Below are 19,221 nucleotides of genomic sequence, written 5' to 3' on the forward strand. Positions count from 1 at the left end.
AGCGGCGCAGCCTTCCCGCCCCTCGCGACCGGCACAGCTGTGCCGTCACTCCGGGGGATTCCTCAGCGGTGCTCCGGGGAGGACGCCGTGCATCAGGAATGGTGCCCGGCCCCGGAGGACCGCTGAGGTTCCGCCACCCGAACCGCTCAGCAGGCCGAGTGCGAGAAGTAGTGCAGGTCAGCGGTTCGCGATGGCCTGTTCCGCCGCGTGCAACCACTCGCGCCACTGGGCGGCCTGCTCGTCGGCCTTCTTCGCCCGGCGCTCGTCGCCCGCTGCTCGGGCCTTCTCCGCCTGCGCCTCGAACTGCTCCACGCGATCGCGGAACTGGTCGACGCGGGCCTGGGCCTCCGGGTCGGTGCGGCGCCACTGAGCGTCCACGGCGTCGCGAACCTTGTCGGCCACTCCGCGAAGCCTGCCCTCCAGCTCGCGCATCCGCTCGCGCGGCACCTTGCCGATCGCGTCCCAGCGCTCCTGCACCCGCTGCAGCTGCGCTTGCGCGGCCTTCAGATCAGCCGAGGGGTCGATCTGCTCCGCCTCGACCAGCAGTTCTTCCTTGAGCTTGGCGTTGGCGGCGAACTCGGCGTCACGTTCGGAGAACGCCTCCGACCGGCGGCTGAAGAACCGGTCCTGCGCGGCGCGGAAGCGCTGCCAGAGCGCCTCATCGCTGTCCTTGGGCGCGCGACCGGCGGCCTTCCAGTCGGCCATCAGCTGCTTGTAGCGGTTGGCCGTGTCGCCCCAGTCGCTGGACTCGGTGAGCGACTCGGCCTCCTCGACCAGCTCCTGCTTGTGGGTCTTGGCCGCCGCGCGCTGCCGGTCCAGCTCGGCGAAGTGCGAACCGCGACGGCGGCTGAAGGCGTCGCGCGCCTTGGAGAACCGCCGCCACAGCTGCTCGTCGGTCTTGCGGTCGACGCCGCGGACCTTCTTCCACTCGTCGAGGATCTGGCGCAGCCGGTCGCCGGCCGACTTCCAGTGCGTCGCTTCGTGAGCGATCTCCTCCGCCTCGGCGACCAGCGCCTCTTTGCGGGCGATCGCCTCGGCGCGAGCGCGCTCCTTCTCGTGCTTGGCGCCCTCGACCGCTTCCTCGGCGCGGGCCAGCAGGTGCTCGATGCGGGCGCCCAAGGCGGCGAGGTCGCCGATCACCGCGGCCTCGGCCAACGACTCCTGGAGGTGCTTGGCGCTGGTCAGCGTGTGCTTGGGCTCGCCGGCGTGGGTGCCCAGCCGGGTCTCCAGCAGCTCGACCTCGGTGACCATGTCGTCGAACTTGCGCGCGTAGAGGGCGAGGCCTTCCGCCGCATCACCGGCCTGCCAGGAACCGATGGCCCGCTCACCGTCGGCGGTGCTCACGTACACCGTGCCGTCGGCGTCCACCCGTCCCCACTTGGACGGGTCCGCGGAAGCCTTCGGTACTGCGGGCGCGACCGCGGGTGACCCGGTGTTGCTGCTGGTCGAGTCCGCGACCGCCTTGCTGGCGACCGACTCGGGGGTCGTGTCCTGGTGCGTCATGGCCGGCTTCCTCCTTGCGTGCCCGCTTCGATGCCCGTGTCAGCCACGGGCGCCCCGCGTCGGCGGGGCCCAGCAAGCGTCAGCCCGAACCGTCGGATGGTCCGGCCTCCGCTGGCGCATTCAAACAGGTCAACAGCCGATTCGGTACTCCATACCCGAATCGGTGCCCGGCTGAAACCTCGGGACCTCATGACCTGCACGGCTTCATTGTCATCGGTCACCCGTGTGGCGGCAGCGAGCAGGGTGCCGATGCCTCGCATCGGTCCGATCCGCCGCAGTGCGCGACCACCTGCTCCAGCCAACTCGCCCGTGACCCCATGCCGTGCACGAGTGCGATCACCCGTGTCGTCGTGCCGCACCCGCCGCTGCTGGTCCTCGCGCTGGCCGTGCGCGCCTGCGTCGAAGCCGAGCGGTTGCGGGGCGCCTGTTCGCGCGCCGTGTCCAGTCTGACGGATTCGAACGCCGAATGGGTGGTCGTTGACGCAGATCCATCCGGCCCGACGCGATTCAGATCGCACACCGTTGCGAGCGGTGCCACGCCCGCTCCGCCACGCGGACGAAACGGGGCGGCGGGCACTTAGAGTTCTGGTGTGTCTTCGCTGCCGCACCCCGTCGCCGTCGTCGGGCCCACAGCCACCGGAAAGTCCGACCTCGCCGTGCTGCTCGCCGAGCGGTTCGACGGCGAGGTGATCAACGCCGACGCGATGCAGCTCTACCGCGGGATGGACATCGGCACCGCCAAGCTCACCCCCGACGAGCGGCGGGGCGTCCCGCACCACCAGCTCGACGTCCTCGACGTCACCGAGACCGCCTCGGTCGCCGCGTACCAGCGAGCGGCCCGCACCATCCTGGAGGACGTGCTCGCACGCGGCCGCACCCCGATCCTCGTGGGCGGGTCCGGGCTCTACGTGCAGGCGGTCGTGGACGACCTGTCGTTCCCCGGGACCGATCCGCAGGTGCGGCAGAAGTACGAGGAGGAGCTGGCCAGGTTCGGGCCGGTCGCGATGCACCGGAAGCTCGCCGAACTCGACCCCGCCGCCGCGGCAGCCATCCTGACCAGCAACGGACGTCGCATCGTGCGGGCGCTGGAGGTCATCGAGATCACCGGCGAACCGTTCTCCGCGAACCTGCCGACCCCGGGCCCGCCGCGCTACGGCACGGTTCTGGTCGGCCTGGACCGGCCCGCCGAGGACCTCGACGATCGCGTCGACGAGCGCGTGACCCGCATGTTCGACTCCGGTCTGGTCGACGAGGTGCGCCGCCTGGAGGAGAAGGGGCTGCGCCACGGCCGCACGGCCAGTCGTGCGCTGGGCTACCAGCAGGTCCTCGCCGAGTTCGACGGTGCGGACGACATGACCGCCGCCGCGGCCGAGACCGCACGGCTGACGCGCCGCTTCGTCCGGCGGCAGCGCTCCTGGTTCCGGCGCGACGAGCGCATCAACTGGTTCGACGCCGCGGACCCCGAGCTTGCCGACCATGTCCGTGCCCTGGTGAATCCGTAGACTGGCGACGTGCACGCCTTCGGAGGACCCGAGTACATCAAGGGCCACGGGACCCAGAACGACTTCGTCATCCTGCCCGACCCGGACGGTGAGCTGGAGCTCACCGGCGACCGGGTGCGCGCTCTGTGCGACCGGCAGCGCGGTCTGGGCGCCGACGGTGTGCTGCGCGTGATCCGCGCGGGCAACCTGACCGACGCCCCGGCCGACGTCCCGTCGGACGTGTGGTTCATGGACTACCGCAACGCCGACGGATCCATCGCCGAGATGTGCGGCAACGGCGTGCGCGTGTTCGCCCGCTACCTCGTCGTGTCCGGCCTCGCCTCGTCCGGGGATCTGCTGGTCGGCACCCGCGCGGGCATCCGCCCCGTGCACACCCACCAGGACGGCCGGGTGACCGTCGAGATGGGGCAGGCCAAGATCTTCGGCGAATCCACCACGACGGTGAACGGCACCGCTTTCGCCGGCGTCGCCGTCGACGTCGGCAACCCGCACCTGGCCTGCGTCGGGGATCACGATCTCGACGCCCTCGACCTCGGCGCGGCTCCGCCGCACGACGTGAACCTGTTCCCGGACGGCGTGAACGTCGAGTTCGTGCGGCCGCTCGGCGGCGACGAGGTGCGGATGCGGGTGCACGAGCGCGGTGTCGGCGAGACCCGCTCCTGCGGCACCGGCACGGTCGCCGCGACCGCCGCCGCACTGCACGCCGCAGGTCAGACCACCGGTCGCCGGGTGGTGCACATCCCCGGCGGCACCGTCGAGGTGGAGATCGCCGCCAGCGGTTCCACCCTGACCGGCCCTGCCGTGCTGGTCGGCGGAGGACGACTGGACCCCGACTGGTGGCAGAACCCGTGACGATCCCTTCGACGACCCCGATCCCGCAGTTCAGCGCTGCGCGGACGGGCTCGGGCGAGCGCAGCGAGTGAAAATGGGTCGCGCAGCGTGGGACAATGAACGTGAGATGAGAGATTCCTTGACCGCATCCCCAGAGCTCGACCACGACGCCGCCTTGGACCAGGACATGGCCGACGGCGACGAATTCGAACCGATCCTGGCCGGTGGTGAGCCTTCCACCGGCGAGATGGAGCTGGAAGACCGCGCCTCGCTGCGGCGGATCTCCGGGCTGTCCACCGAGCTCGAGGACATCACCGAGGTCGAGTACCGGCGACTGCGGCTGGAGCGCGTCGTGCTGGTGGGCGTCTGGACCGAGGGCGACGCCGCGCACGCCGACGCGTCGCTCGCCGAGCTCGCCCGCCTCGCCGAGACCGCCGGTTCGGAGGTGCTCGAAGGCATCATCCAGCGGCGCGACCGTCCCGACCCCGGTACCTACATCGGCTCCGGCAAGGTCCGCGAGCTGCGCGACCTGGTCGCCTCCAACGGCGCCGACACGGTCATCTGCGACGGTGAGCTCTCGCCCGGCCAGCTGCGTCAGCTGGAGGAGAAGCTCAAGGTCAAGGTCGTCGACCGCACCGCGCTGATCCTCGACATCTTCGCCCAGCACGCCCGCTCCAAGGAGGGCAAGGCGCAGGTCGAGCTCGCTCAGCTGCAGTACTTCCTGCCGCGACTGCGCGGCTGGGGTGAAACGATGTCCCGCCAGGCCGGTGGCCGGGCGGGCGCCAACGGCGGTGTGGGCACCCGCGGTCCCGGTGAGACCAAGCTGGAGACCGACCGCCGGAGCATCCACAAGCGCATCAGCAAGCTGCGCAAGGAACTGGCGGCGATGAAGACCGTCCGCGGCACCAAGCGCAGCCGCCGCGAGTCCAACGAGGTCCCCGGCGTGGCCATCGCCGGGTACACCAACGCAGGCAAGTCCAGCCTGCTCAACGCGTTGACCGGCGCCGGTGTCCTGGTCGAGGACGCCCTGTTCGCCACCCTGGACCCGACCACCCGCAAGGCGGTCACCCCCGACGGCCAGCCGCACACGCTCACCGACACCGTCGGGTTCGTGCGCCACCTGCCGCACCAGCTGGTCGAGGCGTTCCGCTCCACCCTCGAAGAGGTCGCCAGCGCGGACCTGCTGGTCCACGTCGTCGACGGCTCCGAGGGGTCGCCGCACGAGCAGGTCGCCGCCGTGCGCGAGGTGCTCAGCGAGATCTCCGAGGAGCACAAGTCGGAGATGCCCCCGGAGCTGCTCGTCGTCAACAAGATCGACTCGGTGGACGAGACGCGCATGGCCGAACTGCGCCGCCTGCTGCCGGAGGCCGTGCTGGTCTCCGCGCACAGCGGCAAGGGCATCGAGCACCTGCGCGAGATCATCGCCGACCGGCTGCCGCGCCCGGAGGTGTTCGTCGACGCCTTGATCCCCTACACGCGGGGTGATCTGGTGGCGCGGCTGCACAGCGACGGCGAGGTCGTCGAGGAGGAGCACACCCCCGAGGGCACTCGGATCCAGGCCAAGGTCCGCCCGGACCTGGCCTCGCTGATCGAGCCGTTCGCAGCCAACGGTGCGGCCTGACCGAGCCGGCGGCCTGACCGGGGCCGCGCTGCTCTCCGCTTGCGCGACCCTCTCCGGGGCGCCCGCGCACGCTCAGTCGGCGCCGTTCGAGCTGTGCACGATCGAGGAATCCGGGCTCTCCGAGCTGTCCGGAATGGCCTCGGACGGGGACAACTGGTACGCCATCAACGACAGCGGATCGAGGGCACGGGCGTTCGTGCTCGACCCGCGGACCTGCGAGGTCCGCTCGCAACGCACCGGCGACAGCGATCCCTACGACGTCGAGGACCTGGCGTTGGCTCCGGACGGAGCTCTCTGGCTGGCCGACACCGGCGACAACGGGCACAAGCGGAAGGACGTGGCGCTGCACGTGCTGGATCGCAACGGCGGTTCCGCGCTGTACCGGATGTCCTATCCGGACAGTCCGCACGACGCCGAGGCGCTGCTGCTGGACCGGGCCGGAGTGCCGCACATCGTCACCAAGGAGCCGCTCGGCTGGGCCGGGGTGTACCGGCCCGCGGAGCCGCTGGACCCGGCCCGGACCGTCCCGATGGCACGAGTCGGCTCGGTGTCCCTGCGCGCGACCAAGACGCCGGGCGGACCGCTCGACGGATCGATGGGTTCGGTTCTGGTCACCGGTGGATCGGTGAGCGCGGACGGCACGCTGGTAGCACTGCGCACCTACACCGAGGCCTACGTCTACCGCTCACCGAACGGGGACGTGCTCGAAGCGCTCAAGAGCGAACCGGTGCGGATCCCGCTCCCGGACGAGGAACAGGGCGAAGCCATCGCCTGGGAGCCCGGCGGCAGCCTGCTGTCCGGCTCCGAGGGCGGAGAAGCGGTTCGCCGCATCGCCGGGGCGAACGGCGACCCGTCCGCCGAGACGGCGACCGATCAGCCTGCGCCGCCCGGCGGCGACGGTGACCAGGCCCAGCCCGCGACCGAGGAGGGCGGCATGTCCACCGGCCGAGCGCTGCTGTTCGCCGGAGTCATCGCCGCCCTGCTGGTCTACCTCATCGGCTGGCGCCGCAAACGCTTCTGACCGCCTCGCTCAGAGGCGGCGCAGGACCGCGACGACCTTGCCGAGGATCTGGGCGTCGTCACCCAGGATTGGCTCGTAGGCCGAGTTGTGCGGCATCAGCCAGACGTGCTCGTCGGTGCGCTTGAAGGTCTTCACCGTCGCCTCGCCGTCGATCATGGCAGCGACGACCTCGCCGTTGTCGGCGTCGGGCTGCTGGCGGACGGCGACCCAGTCGCCGTCGGTGATGGCCAGGTCGACCATCGAGTCGCCGACGACCTTCAGCAGGAACAGGGTTCCGTCGCCGACGATCTCCTTGGGCAGCGGGAAGACGTCCTCGATGGACTCCTCCGCCAGGATCGGACCGCCTGCCGCGATCCTGCCGACGACCGGGACGTAGGCCGGCTTCGCCTGAGCCTCGTTCTCCGGCTCTCCGCCGACCAGCACGCCCACGGTGCGCGGCCGGTGCGGGTCGCGGCGCAGGAACCCCTTCCGCTCCAGCACGCGCAGTTGGTAGGCCACCGAGGAGGTCGACGTCAGGCCCACCGCGTCACCGATCTCCCGGACGCTGGGGGGATAGCCGTGCTCGCTCATCCACTCCCGGATGGCCTCCAGCACCCTGAGCTGGCGGTCGCTGAGTTCCTCGGCCGCGGTGGCCTGCTCTGGCACGGTGTCCACCTCGGCAGGGGAGTCCTTGATGTCGTCTACGCGGCCCCCGATAGAGCCGGTCGCATTTCTCGCCACCGCTGCCTCCTGAACTCGTGTGAACTGCGGTGCTGGTCTTCATCGAGCGGTGTGCCGCCCCGGATTTGGTCACCGGTGTTCGCTGTCCGCTGCTCGCTTTCCACAGTAGACGCGAGAAACACGGAGATCAAACACCTGTTCGAGTTAATTTTGGCCCAGGGTCTCGCGCTGAAGGCCACTCTTGGTACACAATCGCACGGAGGTTCGATCGAACAACCTTTCGATCATCGTTCCGCGCGGGAGGCGACATGACCACGTTCATCGACACAGTACGGCGAGTTCGGCCTGTTGAGCGGGAGTCGCTCGCCGGTCGGCCGGAAGTCGAGCCGATCGTGTCGCGCCCGCGCCGGGTCGAGGCTCGTCGCCCACATGGGCGTGTGATCGAGGCTCGGCGCCGCGAGCGGGCCGCCGAGGTCAGACCCTGCGCCCGCCCGATTCCGGAGAGGGGCAGGCTCGGCGAGTGGCTCGTGCTCTCCGGTGTCGCCGCTGCGGCCTTCTTGGGTGTGGTGCTGGTGGGGCTGTTCGGGTCTGGCGACGCGCCGGTGGCGGGAGGTACCACCGTTGTGCAGGTGCGAACGGGGGACACTCTGTGGAGCATCGCGACGCGCATGGCGCCCGATGCGGACCCTCGCGCGGCTGTCGATCGCATCGTCGAGCTCAACGGTCTCGGGACGCCTTCCGCGGAAGCGGGCCGATTCCTGGTGGTGCCGGTCGATAGCTGATCGAACCCCAAGATGTTGTGGTTCGCGGGTTTTCCCAGCTGGGGCGAGGGGTGCGTCATCCGGCCGGGCGACACAGGTGTGTCGGTTTGCAACGCGGTCCGACGCGGGTTTAAAGTCGACCACAACATCTAGTAGTTACGTCCATGTGGTTAGTCCATAGATTGGGCTTCCAGGGTTCTGGGTACCCCATGGGCGTACGTGGTCGCGGGCCGGTGGATCCCGGCTGACGGCCGCCAAGGGGGAAGGGGGGTGAATGGCCGGTGCGGTGCCCGTTCTGCCGCGGCGATGACTCCAGGGTCGTGGACTCGCGCGAAGTCGAGGACGGCCAGGCGATCCGCCGCCGACGCTCGTGCTCGGCGTGCGGTCGCCGGTTCACGACGATCGAAGAGCTGGTGTTGTCGGTCGTGAAGCGATCGGGCGTCACCGAGCCCTTCAGCCGGGAGAAAGTGGTCACCGGCGTGCGCCGTGCCTGTCAGGGGCGTCCGGTAGAAGAGGACGCACTGCAGCAGTTGGCGCACCAGGTGGAGGAGGCGATCCGGTCCTCCGGCGTCGCCGAGCTGCCCAGCCACGAAGTCGGGCTGGCCATCCTCGGTCCGCTGCGGGAACTGGACGAAGTCGCCTACCTGCGCTTCGCGAGCGTTTACCGCGCGTACTCCTCGGTGGAGGACTTCGAGAAGGAAATTACCGACCTGCGGGCTGCGAGGGAGTCCCCGCAGGACGGCGAGCGACTAGACGTGGAGTGCGGCGGTTGAGCAAGCCGCGACGGCGCACGTCCCGCAAGGGGGGCGGAAGCGCGAAAGGCCATTCGCAGTCCCGGGCGGGGACGGCGAAGAGAACAGAGTCACGACCGAACCGGACGGGGAGCCCGGACGGGGCCGACGAAACGCGACGAGCGACTGAGCGAGCGATGAAGAAGGAAAAGGGGCAGGTCATGACAGAGACCGTCGGTAGCCCGGCCGGCGCAGCGGGGGAGCCGGAAGCAGATGCTCGCAAGGGCATCCGGGTTGAGCGCGTCTACACCACCGAAGGGGTGCACCCCTACGACGACGTCAAGTGGGAGCGTCGCGATGTGGTGATGACCAACTGGCGGGATGGTTCGGTCAACTTCGAGCAGCGCGGGGTCGAGTTCCCCGACTTCTGGTCGTTGAACGCGGTCAACATCGTCACCAGCAAGTACTTCCGCGGTGCCGTCGGCACCGACGAGCGGGAGGGCAGCCTCCGGCAGCTGATCGACCGCGTCGTGAAGACCTACGTCGCCTCCGGCGTCGAGAACGACTACTTCGCGACCGACGCGGACGCGGAGGTCTTCGAGCACGAGCTGACCTACATGCTGTTGCACCAGGTCTTCAGCTTCAACTCGCCGGTCTGGTTCAACGTGGGAACCAGCTCGCGCCAGCAGGTCTCGGCCTGCTTCATCCTGTCGGTCGACGACACGATGGAGTCGATCCTCGACTGGTACAAGGAAGAGGGCCTGATCTTCAAGGGCGGTTCCGGGGCCGGGCTGAACCTGTCCCGCATCCGCTCCTCCAAGGAGCTGCTGTCCTCCGGTGGCACCGCTTCCGGCCCGGTCTCGTTCATGCGCGGCGCGGACGCCTCGGCGGGCACCATCAAGTCCGGTGGGGCGACCCGCCGGGCGGCCAAGATGGTCGTCCTCGACGTCGACCACCCGGACGTCGAGGAGTTCATCGAGACCAAGGCGCGCGAGGAGCACAAGATCCGCGCGCTGCGCGACGCCGGTTTCGACATGGACCTCGGTGGCGCGGACTCCAACTCGGTGCAGTACCAGAACGCCAACAACTCGGTGCGCGTCTCCGACGAGTTCATGCGCTCGGTCGAGAGCGACAACGACTTCGGTCTGCGCTCCCGCACCGACGGCGACGTGATCGACACCGTCAAGGGCCGCGACCTGTTCCGCAAGCTGGCCAAGGCCGCGTGGGAATGCGCCGACCCGGGCATCCAGTACGACGACACGATCAACGACTGGCACACCTCACCGGAGACGGGCCGGATCACCGCGTCCAACCCGTGCTCGGAGTACATGCACCTGGACAACTCCAGCTGCAACCTGGCCTCGCTGAACCTGATGAAGTTCCTGCGCGATGACCTGACCTTCGACGCCGAGCTGTTCGAGAAGGCCGTCGAGTTCGTCATCACCGCGATGGACATCTCGATCTGCTTCGCGGACTTCCCGACGGAGTCGATCGGCGTCACCACCCGCAAGTTCCGCCAGCTCGGCATCGGCTACGCCAACCTCGGCGCGCTGCTGATGGCCACCGGTCACGCCTACGACTCCGACGGTGGTCGTGCGCTGGCGGCGGCGATCACCTCGCTGATGACCGGCACCGCCTACAAGCGTTCGGCCGAGCTCGCCGGTGTGGTCGGCCCCTACGAGGGCTACGCCCGCAACGCCGAGGGCCACCAGCGGGTCATGCGCAAGCACGCCGCGGCCAACGACCTGGTGCGCACCTACCACCACAACGACAAGACCGTGCACAAGCTGGCCACCCAGGTGTGGCAGCAGGGTCTGGAGATCGGCAACCGCAACGGCTGGCGCAACGCCCAGGCGTCGGTGCTGGCTCCCACCGGCACCATCGGCCTGATGATGGACTGCGACACCACCGGTGTCGAGCCCGACCTGGCGCTGGTGAAGTTCAAGAAGCTGGTCGGCGGCGGCTCGATGCAGATCGTCAACCAGACGGTCCCGCGCGCCCTGCAGGCCCTGGGCTACCAGGAAGAGCAGATCGAGGCGATCGTCGAGTACATCGCCGAGCACGGTCACGTCGTTGACGCGCCGGGTCTGCGCCAGGAGCACTACGAGGTCTTCGACTGCGCGATGGGCGAGCGCTCGATCGCGCCGATGGGCCACGTGCGGATGATGGCCGCGGTGCAGCCGTTCATCTCGGGTGCGATCTCCAAGACGGTGAACATGCCCGAGTCGGCGACCGTCGAAGAGGTCGAGGAGCTCTACTTCGAGGGCTGGCGGCTGGGCCTGAAGGCGCTGGCGATCTACCGCGACAACTGCAAGGTCGGCCAGCCGCTGTCCGCCGGCAAGGGCGACCAGGGCGAGTCGGAGAAGGTCGTCGAGAAGCAGATCGAGTACCGCCCGGTCCGCAAGCGCCTGCCGAAGAAGCGCCCGAGCCAGACGGTGTCGTTCACCGTCGGCGGAGCCGAAGGCTACCTGCACGCCGGTTCGTACCCCGACGACGGGCTGGGCGAGATCTTCGTCAAGCTCGGCAAGCAGGGGTCGACCCTGGCCGGTGTGATGGACGCCTTCTCCATGTCGATCTCGGTCGGCCTGCAGTACGGCATCCCGCTGGAGTTCTACGTCTCGAAGTTCCAGAACCTGCGCTTCGAGCCGGCCGGCATGACCGACGACCCGGACATCCGGATGGCCAGCAGCGTCCTGGACTACCTGTTCCGCCGCCTGGCGCTGGACTACCTGCCCTACGAGAAGCGCGCCCAGCTGGGCATCTTCACCGTGGACGAGCGGGAAGCCCAGGTCAACAACACGGAACCGGCTCAGTCTTCGGACAACGTCGACCTGGACACCATGCGGTCCACGGTGGACTACGCGAAGGCCGAGGAGAAGTCCGAGTCCAAGCAGGAGGGTCGCGCGGGCAGCTCCACCGAGCTGCTCGAGCTCCAGCTCGGCAAGGCCGCCGACGCGCCGCTGTGCATGACCTGCGGCACGAAGATGCGCCCGTCCGGCTCCTGCTACCTCTGCGAGGGCTGCGGCTCCACCTCGGGCTGCAGCTGAGCCTGAGCGCTGAATGACCGAAGTCCGGGGTGGGCGTGACCAACACGCCCACCCCGGACTTCTTTCGTGTTCTGACCTTTCGCGTCTGCCCAGCAAGCGTGCTCACGTTCGGGGGTTCCCGCGGGGTGTGCGTCTTGAGACGACGAACGGCGAGCCCGAGTTCGGCACTCTCATCCGCACCGAGACACGCGGAGGTGGAGATGCGGGCACGAAGCTTGCTGAAGAACGCGGTTCTTTTCGCCGCACCTGGTGTGCACGTCCTGACCGTGACGGGGTTTCCGGATCGGTCCGTGAACACCCTGGCGGCGTTGGACTACCGCGATGAGCTGGTCCTGGACGATCCCGAAGTCGAGCGCTTCCTCGACGAGTTGCTGCGCGAGGGGACGATGGTGTCGCTGGTGTTGTACTCGCTCACCGACGAGGTCGCGTTCACCGACTCCCAGGGCAGCGACGTCCTGATCAAGCACGTCTACGGCTGGTTCATCGAGGACGGAACGGTCAGGCCGGTTCGCGCTGGTGAGGCCTTCGACATCGGATGCGTCGACCCCGACACCGGTGAGCCCGTCCCGCCGGAACCAGGAGTCCACTACGAGGACGCCTGGCCGCTGGTCCTCCACGACGAGAGCTCCAGCTGAAACCGCTCTTCCACGACGAAGGCCGGTGCGGTTCCCGAGGAACCGCACCGGCCTTCGTCGTTCTCAGATCAGGACTGCTTCTCGGCCAGGATCTTCTCCGTGGCGACGAGGCGAACGCAGACGGCCAGGCCCGCAGTGGCGGCCTCGACGTCGGCGAGCTCCGGGAAGGTCGGCGCGATGCGGATTACCGAGTCCTCCGGGTCGTCCCCGTAGGGGTGGGTCGCACCGGCAGGGGTGAGGGCGATGCCCGCTTCCTTGGCCTTGGCGACGACGGCCTTGGCGCAGCCCGCGGGGACCTCCAGGCTGATGAAGTAGCCACCGGCCGGGTTGCTCCACTTGGCCAGCCCGGTGCCGCCCAGCTCGGCGCTGAGGATCTTGTCCACCGCTTCGAACTTCGGGCGGATCAGCGCGGCGTGCTTGCGCATGTGCTCGCGCAGGCCGGCGGCGTCGCGCAGCAGCCGGGCGTGCGCCCGCTGGTTGACCTTGTTCGGGCCGATGCTGCGCTTGGACGTCGAGGCCAGCCACCACTCGATGTTCGCAGGCGATGAGCCGAAGAACGCCACGCCCGCACCCGCGAAGGTGATCTTCGAGGTGGAGCCGAACACGAGCGCGCGGTCGGGGTTGCCGTGCTCGGTGCACAGCGCCAGCACGTCGGCGATCTCGGCCTCGTCATCGGTGAGGTGGTGCACCGCGTAGGCGTTGTCCCAGAAGATCCGGAAGTCCGGAGCCGCGGTGCTCATCGCGGCGAGCCGCCGCACGGTCTCGTCGGAGTAGACGGCACCGTCCGGGTTGCTGTACTTCGGCACGCACCAGATGCCCTTGATGCGAGAGTCCTCGGCGACGAGCCGCTCGACGACGTCCATGTCCGGGCCGTCGGGCGTCATCGGGACGGTGATCATCTTGATGCCGAGCCGCTCCGACAGGGCGAAGTGGCGGTCGTAGCCGGGCACCGGGCACAGGAAGGCGATCTCCTGCTCGGCGACCCAGCGCTGCGTGCCGCCGGGCACGCCGTTGAGCAGCGCGAAGACCAGCGCGTCGTGCATGAGCTCCAGGCTCGAGTTGCCCGCCGCCAGCAGCTGGTCTACCGGCACCTGCAGGTCGTCGCTGAAGATCGCCCGCAGCTCGGCCAGGCCGTTGAGCCCACCGTAATTGCGCAGGTCAGCGCCGTCGGCGTCGGTTCCGCTGGCGAGGTCGAGCAGCTCGTTGGACAGGTCCAGCTGCTTCGGCGAGGGCTTTCCTCGGGTGATGTCCAGTTTCAGGCCACGCGCCACGAGATCTGCGAACTCCTGGTGGGCGCGGTCGCGCTGGGCGGTCAGCTCTTCAATGGATGAAGCTGGATCAGACACCGGTTGTTTCCTTCGCCGTGTCGAGTAACGGGTCGGCAAACAGCCTAGCTCTCACCTGCGAACCGGTGTGAGACGGCACGCGGACCGGTCACGCGCTGCGAGCCCGGTGTGACCACGTGGGTACTGGTGCCGGCCCTCGACGAACGGCATCGTGTGACTCGTGCGCAGGTCATCGGCGTCCGCCGCTTCGGCGCGGACTACGAGCGCTACCGGCGCGAGGTTCCGGCCTGGATCCCGAGATCGCGTCCCTGGTACCCGTAGCGAGTCGACGAGAGGACGGAAGCATGGGCGGATCGATCCTGGTCACCGGTGGTACAGGCACGCTCGGCAGCGCCGTGGTGGGGTTGCTGCGCGGGGCCGGGCACGACGTCCGCGTGCTCAGTCGTCGGGCGGGGCCGCAGCGGGTGGTCGGTGACCTGCGCACCGGTGAGGGCATCGGTGCCGCGGTCTCCGATGCCGAGACGATCGTGCACTGCGCCACCACCAACGGTGGCAAGGACGTGGTCGCCACCCGGCACCTCGTCGAGGAGGCTCGCCGGTCGGGTCGGCCGCACCTGGTCTACATCTCCATCGTCGGCGTCGACCGGGTACCGCTGTTCTACTACCGGGCCAAGCTCGAGGCCGAACGCCTGGTGAGGGGCTCCGGCCTGCCGTGGACGGTTCTGCGCACCACGCAGTTCCACGAGCTCATCGCCAAGATCGCGTCGGTGCAGCGCCGCTCGCCGGTGGTCGCGGCGCTGTCGGACGTGCGATTTCAGCCCATCGCGGTGGACGAGGTCGCCCACCGGCTGGCCGAACTGGTCGACGGGGCGCCTGCTGGTCGGGTGCCGGACATGGGCGGACCGCAGGTGCGCAGCCACGCGGACCTGACCCGCGCGTACTGCGAGGCCCACGGGCTTCGCAGGCGGGTGCTCCGGCTGCGGCCTCCGGGTGCGGTGTTCAGGGCGTTGCGCGCCGGTGAGAACCTCGTCCCGGACCGTGCCGTCGGACGGGCGACGTTCGAGGACTTCCTCAGCGGCGGGTGAGCAGGTGGGCCGCGGTCGCGGTCGCGGCGGTCACGGCGAACACCGAGGGCCAGGCGCCGATCTTCTTCGCCAGCGGGTGCGAGCCCGCCAGAGCTGTTCCGTAGGTCGCCCCCAGGGCCAACGCCGGGACGACACCGGAGCGGCGGCGGCAGACCTCCATCGCGCCCAAGCCGGCGCCTGCCGCGACGACTCCGCCCCAGTGCCGGTGCTGGGAGGCGCGAGCCACCGCGAAGCCACCGATCAAACCGGCCGAGGTCAGCAGGCTGGACGGAATCGACATGCGAACTCCTCGTTGGTTCCGGTCCCGACGCTTCGACCTTACTGCCGCCCGGGTGGTTCTGGCGGGAACCCGCCGCATCGGTGATTGACTTCCCATTTCGCGCTAAGAAAAGTGCTGCTGTCGTCCTTCTTCCAGCTTCGGGAGCCCTGCATGCGGCGCGTTGTGACCGGTTGTCTCGCGGCGATCTTCGCCCTGCCCCTGGTCGGGTCCACGGCGGCTGCCCAACCGCCGCAGGGCCCGGTGTTCTCCGACGGTGAAGCGCAGCCGGTGTTCGACCCGGCTCAAGCGGTGCGCCAGGACCTGTTCGTCACCGCGCCGGTCGACAGCGACCACGACGGTCAGCAGGACCGGGTGCACGTCCAGGTGGTGCGGCCGAAGGAGTCCGAGCGCGGTCTGCGGGTTCCGGTGGTCTACCAGGCGAGCCCGTACTTCTCCGGCGGCAACGACGTGCCCAACCACAACGTCGACACCGAGCTGCACGTGCCGGAGCAGGCCGGACCGCGCACGACGCGCCGCACGACGGGCGACGAACGGGTCGCCGTCGCCGCCGAGATCGATTGGGCCTACGAGCAGTACCTGCTGGCCAGGGGCTATGCCGTGGTCTACGCCGAGTCGCTGGGCACCGGGGAGTCCACGGGGTGCCCGACCACCGGTGCCGAGAACGAGACGATCGGCGCCAAGTCAGTGGTGGACTGGCTCAACGGCCGCGCACCCGGCCACGACGCCGGCGGTGCGCCCGTTCGAGCTCACTGGTCGACCGGCAAGGTCGGCATGATGGGCGTCTCCTACAACGGCACCCTGCCCAACGCCGTGGCCTCCACGGGGGTCGAGGGGCTCGAAGCGATCGTCCCGATCGGGGCGATCTCGAACTGGTACGACTACTACCGAACCGACGGTGCCGTGGTCGCGCCCGGCGGTTACCAGGGCGAGGACGCCGATGTGCTGGCCGAATACGTCCACACCCGCGCCGACAGGGAGCCCTGCCGTCCGGTGATCGATGGTCTCACCGCTGAGCAGGACCGGATCACCGGCGACTACAGCCGGTTCTGGGACGAGCGCAACTACCTCGACGACGTCGACGAGGTGCACGCGGCCGTGCTGTCGGTGCACGGCCTCAACGATTGGAACGTCAAGACGCGCCAGGCCGCGCAGTGGTACCAGGCGCTGCGGGAGCACGACGTCCCGCACAAGATCTGGTGGCACCAGTCCGGCCACACCGACCCGATCAAGCTGCGCGAGCAGGAGTGGCTGCGGACGCTGAACCGCTGGTTCACCCGCTACCTCTACGACGTGCCCAACGGCGTGGAGGGCGAGCCGCGCGCGACGGTGCAGCGCGAGGACGGCAGCTGGACCGAGGAGCCCGAATGGCCCGCTCCGGATGCGGCCGAGACGGTGTTGCGTCCGAGCGCGGGTGGACCGCAGCGAGGTGGTCTCAGCGCTGCGAGCCCCGTTGCTGAGATGGTCGAAGGCCTCACCGACGACGCCGGGCTGTTGGCCGAGGATCTCGCGGCGGCACCGAGTTCGCCGAACCGGCTGGCCTACTTCACCGAGCCGCTCGCCGAACGGGCGCGGGTCAGCGGTGAGGTGCGCGCTGACCTGGCGCTGACCTTCGACCGGCCGGCGGCCAACGTGACCGTTCTGCTGGTCGACCAGGCGCCGGACGGTTCGGTCTCGGTGGTCACCCGCGGGTGGACCGATCCGCAGAACCGGGATGCGCTGGACCGCACCACGCCGATCGAGCCGGGGCGGAACTACGCGATCACCGTGACCATGCAGCCCGACGACTACGTGTTCGATCCTGGGCACCGGCTGGGCGTGGTGGTGCTCTCCAGCGATCACGACTTCACGCTGCGCCCCAAGCCGGGGGCCGGGCTGGGGCTGGACCTGGCGCGCACCAGCATCTCGATTCCCGCCGTCGGAAGGATTCCATGACTGAATTTCATGAAATCCGTTGCGGTAGCGGAGAGCAACGATCGATGGGGTGGCGAAGTTAGCCTGATCGATCGTCGCTGATCGGTGTGGTTTCGAGCGTTTCGCCACCGATCTGTCCACAGCGGACGAAGTTGTCCAGAGATTCGCGAAATCGGTTTCGCCAGCTGGGTTTTCGGCTCCATCGTTGTGGCATGACAACCCGACTGAACACCCAGATATCGCTGAGCGATCCCGGTGACGTGCTGGCCGCGCTACCGCACATGATCGGGTTCAACCCGGTCAACTCCTTCGTGGTGCTGACGCTGCACGACCTGACCGGAACCCCGAAGTTCGGCATGACCCTGCGCGTGGACCTGCCGTGCCCCGCGACCGCCTGCACGTTCGGCGAGTTCCTGCTGACAGGCCCGCTGAGCAGGAAGAACGTCGAAGGCGTGATCATGGTCGTGGTCGGCGACAAACCCAATTACTCGGGTTGCCCGGAGAATTGCGGCGGCAGGTGCCACGAGTCCGACGAGTCCGGTCCCGACTCCGAGCCGCCGATGCTCGGCCTGATCGAGGTGGTTCGGAAAACGCTGCTACAGGCCGGGATCGTGACCGCCCACGCGCTGCACGTGCCGGAGATCGCGGCCGGCGAGAAGTGGCGGTGCTACTTCGACGAGGGCTGCCGCGGCGTCGTCGCGGATCCGAAGGAATCCGCGATGGGAGCCGTGATGGCCGCCGAGGGGTCGGTGACCTTCGGAAGCAGGGAAGAACTGCGCGAACTCGTCGCGCCCGAATCGCAAGAGGTGATCAGCCGCTGGTCGGCGAAGCTCGACGCGCTGACCGAGGAGGCCATCGACTCCTACGACCCGTCACGCGTCACCGAAGACCTGCGCAAGGTCTTCGGCGCCATCCAGCGCATCGCCGCGGGCTCCGCGCTCACCGAGGACGACCTGCTGGGCGTGCTGCAGGCCGTCGCCGACGTCCGGGTGCGGGACATCGTGATGGGCACCGCGCTGAGCGAACTGGCGCGTCCGGCCGAAGAGCTCTGGCTGACGCTGGTGCGCAAGGCGCCGGATCCCGAACTCGTCGAGGTCGCCGCACTGCTGGCGTTCTCGGCCTACGTGCGCGGTGAGGGCGCGTTGGCGGGCGTCGCGCTGGAACGGATCGAGAGGGTCAGGCCCGAGCACACCCTCGGCATCCTGCTCCGGCAGGCCATGGACGCCGGAATTCCGCCCGCGGAGCTGGCCGCCGTCGCCCGGCACTCGGTCGACGACGTCCAGCTCCTGCTCGACGAGGAGGGAGGCTGCTGATGTGCGCGAAGAAGCGGAAGAAGCGTTCAGGACGCGTGACGCGCGCGGGTGAACTCCCACGCGTCACGCACGATCACGCCGATGTCGGCGCGCTGGGGCTGCCACCCCAGGTCCTCGCGCGCCCGCTGGCTGGAAGCCACCAGGGTCGCGGGGTCGCCCGCTCGGCGGGGTGCGACCTTCGCGGGGATCGGGTGCCCGGTGACCTCGCGGCAGGTGTCGATGACCTGCTTGACCGAGAAGCCCGTGCCGTTGCCCAGGTTGTAGATGCGGTGCTGGCCGCCCTCGGCGTTCTGCAGCGCCAGCAGGTGGGCGTCGGCGAGGTCGGTGACGTGGATGTAGTCGCGGACGCAGGTGCCGTCGGCGGTGGGCCAGTCCTCACCGAAGATCTGCACCTGCTCGCGCTGACCCAGCGCGACCTGCAGCACGATCGGGATCAGGTGGGTCTCCACGGTGTGCCGCTCGCCGAAGGCGCCGTGCGCCCCGGCGACGTTGAAGTACCGCAGGCTGACCGCGCCGATGCCGTGCGCGGACGCGTAGGAGGTGATCGCGTGGTCGATCGCGAGCTTGGTGGCGCCGTAGGTGTTCGTCGGCCGCGTCGGGAGGTCCTCGGTGATCGGGGAGACCTCGGGCTCGCCGTAGGTCGCCGCCGTCGAGGAGAACACCAGTCGCGGCGTGCCGTGCTCGCGCATCGCATCCAGCAGGCGCAGCGACGTGACGACGTTGCCCTGCCAGTACTTCTGCGGGTCCTCCATGGACTCGCCGACCAGCGACTTGGCCGCGAAGTGCAGCACACCGTCGAACCGCTCCGCGAGCAGCTCGCTCGCCGCGGAGGCGATGTCGGCCTCGACGAACTTACAGCCGTCCGGGATCGCGTCGGCGTGCCCGGTGGACAGGTCGTCGACCACGACGACCTCGTGACCTGCCTCCACCAGGCGTGCTGCGCACACGCTTCCGACGTAACCGGCACCGCCTGTGACCAGGAGCTTCAACTGCGCACTGCCTTCCGTGGGAAAACTAGTCGATTCGGCGGGAAG

General features: G+C 69.2%; 17 protein-coding genes. 12 read left to right on the forward strand and 5 right to left on the reverse strand.

What is annotated here, in order from left to right; translation table 11 throughout:
- Positions 1-177: 177 nt before the first annotated feature.
- A complete protein-coding gene (locus AB0J78_RS18980) occupies positions 178-1,503 on the reverse strand; it encodes a DUF349 domain-containing protein (RefSeq protein ID WP_363790689.1) in 1,326 nt (441 codons plus the stop codon).
- A 590-nt stretch (positions 1,504-2,093) separates the two neighbouring features.
- Between AB0J78_RS18980 and miaA the strand changes: the two genes are divergently transcribed.
- The 4 genes from miaA to AB0J78_RS19000 all read left to right on the forward strand — a co-directional run bounded on the left by miaA (position 2,094) and on the right by AB0J78_RS19000 (position 6,478).
- Positions 2,094-3,005, forward strand: a complete 912-nt coding sequence (gene miaA / locus AB0J78_RS18985; protein WP_363790691.1) for a tRNA (adenosine(37)-N6)-dimethylallyltransferase MiaA — start codon at positions 2,094-2,096, stop codon at positions 3,003-3,005.
- 9 nt (positions 3,006-3,014) lie between these two features.
- Positions 3,015-3,857, forward strand: a complete 843-nt coding sequence (gene dapF / locus AB0J78_RS18990; RefSeq protein ID WP_363790693.1) for a diaminopimelate epimerase — start codon at positions 3,015-3,017, stop codon at positions 3,855-3,857.
- A gap of 166 nt (positions 3,858-4,023) precedes the next feature.
- A complete protein-coding gene (gene hflX, locus AB0J78_RS18995; RefSeq protein WP_363791109.1) occupies positions 4,024-5,457 on the forward strand; it encodes a GTPase HflX in 1,434 nt (477 codons plus the stop codon).
- Positions 5,447-6,478, forward strand: a complete 1,032-nt coding sequence (locus AB0J78_RS19000) for a hypothetical protein (protein WP_363790695.1) — start codon at positions 5,447-5,449, stop codon at positions 6,476-6,478. The genes hflX and AB0J78_RS19000 overlap by 11 nt, the downstream gene beginning before the upstream one ends.
- Before the next feature lie 9 nt (positions 6,479-6,487).
- On the opposite strand, the gene lexA is transcribed toward AB0J78_RS19000, so the two are convergent.
- Positions 6,488-7,153, reverse strand: coding sequence for a transcriptional repressor LexA (gene lexA, locus AB0J78_RS19005; RefSeq protein ID WP_363791111.1), 666 nt, complete (start codon positions 7,151-7,153; stop codon positions 6,488-6,490).
- A gap of 293 nt (positions 7,154-7,446) precedes the next feature.
- Between lexA and AB0J78_RS19010 the strand changes: the two genes are divergently transcribed.
- From AB0J78_RS19010 to AB0J78_RS19025, 4 genes are all read left to right on the forward strand, one after another.
- Positions 7,447-7,920: a LysM peptidoglycan-binding domain-containing protein gene (locus AB0J78_RS19010; protein ID WP_363790697.1), complete on the forward strand. Its 474-nt coding sequence runs from the start codon at positions 7,447-7,449 to the stop codon at positions 7,918-7,920.
- A 260-nt stretch (positions 7,921-8,180) separates the two neighbouring features.
- The gene (gene nrdR / locus AB0J78_RS19015; RefSeq protein ID WP_363790699.1) at positions 8,181-8,672 is read left to right on the forward strand and encodes a transcriptional regulator NrdR; all 492 of its coding nucleotides are present in this window, start codon (positions 8,181-8,183) and stop codon (positions 8,670-8,672) included.
- A 179-nt stretch (positions 8,673-8,851) separates the two neighbouring features.
- Positions 8,852-11,677 carry a vitamin B12-dependent ribonucleotide reductase gene (locus AB0J78_RS19020; RefSeq protein ID WP_363790701.1) on the forward strand — a complete coding sequence of 942 codons (2,826 nt, stop codon included), beginning with the start codon at positions 8,852-8,854 and terminating at the stop codon, positions 11,675-11,677.
- Between the two features lie 290 nt (positions 11,678-11,967).
- The gene (locus tag AB0J78_RS19025) at positions 11,968-12,312 is read left to right on the forward strand and encodes a hypothetical protein (RefSeq protein WP_363790703.1); all 345 of its coding nucleotides are present in this window, start codon (positions 11,968-11,970) and stop codon (positions 12,310-12,312) included.
- Between the two features lie 68 nt (positions 12,313-12,380).
- Here AB0J78_RS19025 and AB0J78_RS19030 read toward each other — a convergent pair whose 3' ends face one another.
- On the reverse strand, positions 12,381-13,658 hold the full coding sequence (locus tag AB0J78_RS19030; RefSeq protein ID WP_363790705.1) for an aminotransferase class I/II-fold pyridoxal phosphate-dependent enzyme: 1,278 nt from the start codon (positions 13,656-13,658) through the stop codon (positions 12,381-12,383).
- 108 nt (positions 13,659-13,766) lie between these two features.
- Between AB0J78_RS19030 and AB0J78_RS19035 the strand changes: the two genes are divergently transcribed.
- Together AB0J78_RS19035 and AB0J78_RS19040 are read left to right on the forward strand one after the other, a co-directional pair.
- On the forward strand, positions 13,767-13,919 hold the full coding sequence (locus tag AB0J78_RS19035; protein WP_363790707.1) for a hypothetical protein: 153 nt from the start codon (positions 13,767-13,769) through the stop codon (positions 13,917-13,919).
- A gap of 23 nt (positions 13,920-13,942) precedes the next feature.
- On the forward strand, positions 13,943-14,683 hold the full coding sequence (locus AB0J78_RS19040; protein ID WP_363790709.1) for an SDR family oxidoreductase: 741 nt from the start codon (positions 13,943-13,945) through the stop codon (positions 14,681-14,683).
- Here the strand turns inward: AB0J78_RS19040 and AB0J78_RS19045 are convergent.
- Positions 14,670-14,963, reverse strand: coding sequence for a hypothetical protein (locus AB0J78_RS19045; RefSeq protein ID WP_363790711.1), 294 nt, complete (start codon positions 14,961-14,963; stop codon positions 14,670-14,672). The two genes, AB0J78_RS19040 and AB0J78_RS19045, sit on opposite strands and share 14 nt — an antisense overlap.
- A gap of 150 nt (positions 14,964-15,113) precedes the next feature.
- On the opposite strand from AB0J78_RS19045, the gene AB0J78_RS19050 reads away from it, so the two are divergent.
- Entirely contained in the window at positions 15,114-16,895 is a 1,782-nt protein-coding gene (locus AB0J78_RS19050) for a Xaa-Pro dipeptidyl-peptidase (RefSeq protein WP_363790713.1), read from the forward strand.
- A gap of 191 nt (positions 16,896-17,086) precedes the next feature.
- Positions 17,087-18,187, forward strand: coding sequence for a DUF4192 domain-containing protein (locus tag AB0J78_RS19055; protein WP_363790715.1), 1,101 nt, complete (start codon positions 17,087-17,089; stop codon positions 18,185-18,187).
- A 26-nt stretch (positions 18,188-18,213) separates the two neighbouring features.
- Here the strand turns inward: AB0J78_RS19055 and galE are convergent, their stop codons facing one another.
- Positions 18,214-19,176 (reverse strand): UDP-glucose 4-epimerase GalE, encoded by a 963-nt coding sequence (gene galE / locus AB0J78_RS19060; RefSeq protein ID WP_363790717.1) that lies wholly within the window; start codon positions 19,174-19,176, stop codon positions 18,214-18,216.
- Between the last annotated feature and the right edge of the window lie 45 nt (positions 19,177-19,221).

Source organism: Saccharopolyspora sp. NPDC049426 (assembly GCF_040676935.1).
Lineage (GTDB): Bacteria > Actinomycetota > Actinomycetes > Mycobacteriales > Pseudonocardiaceae > Saccharopolyspora.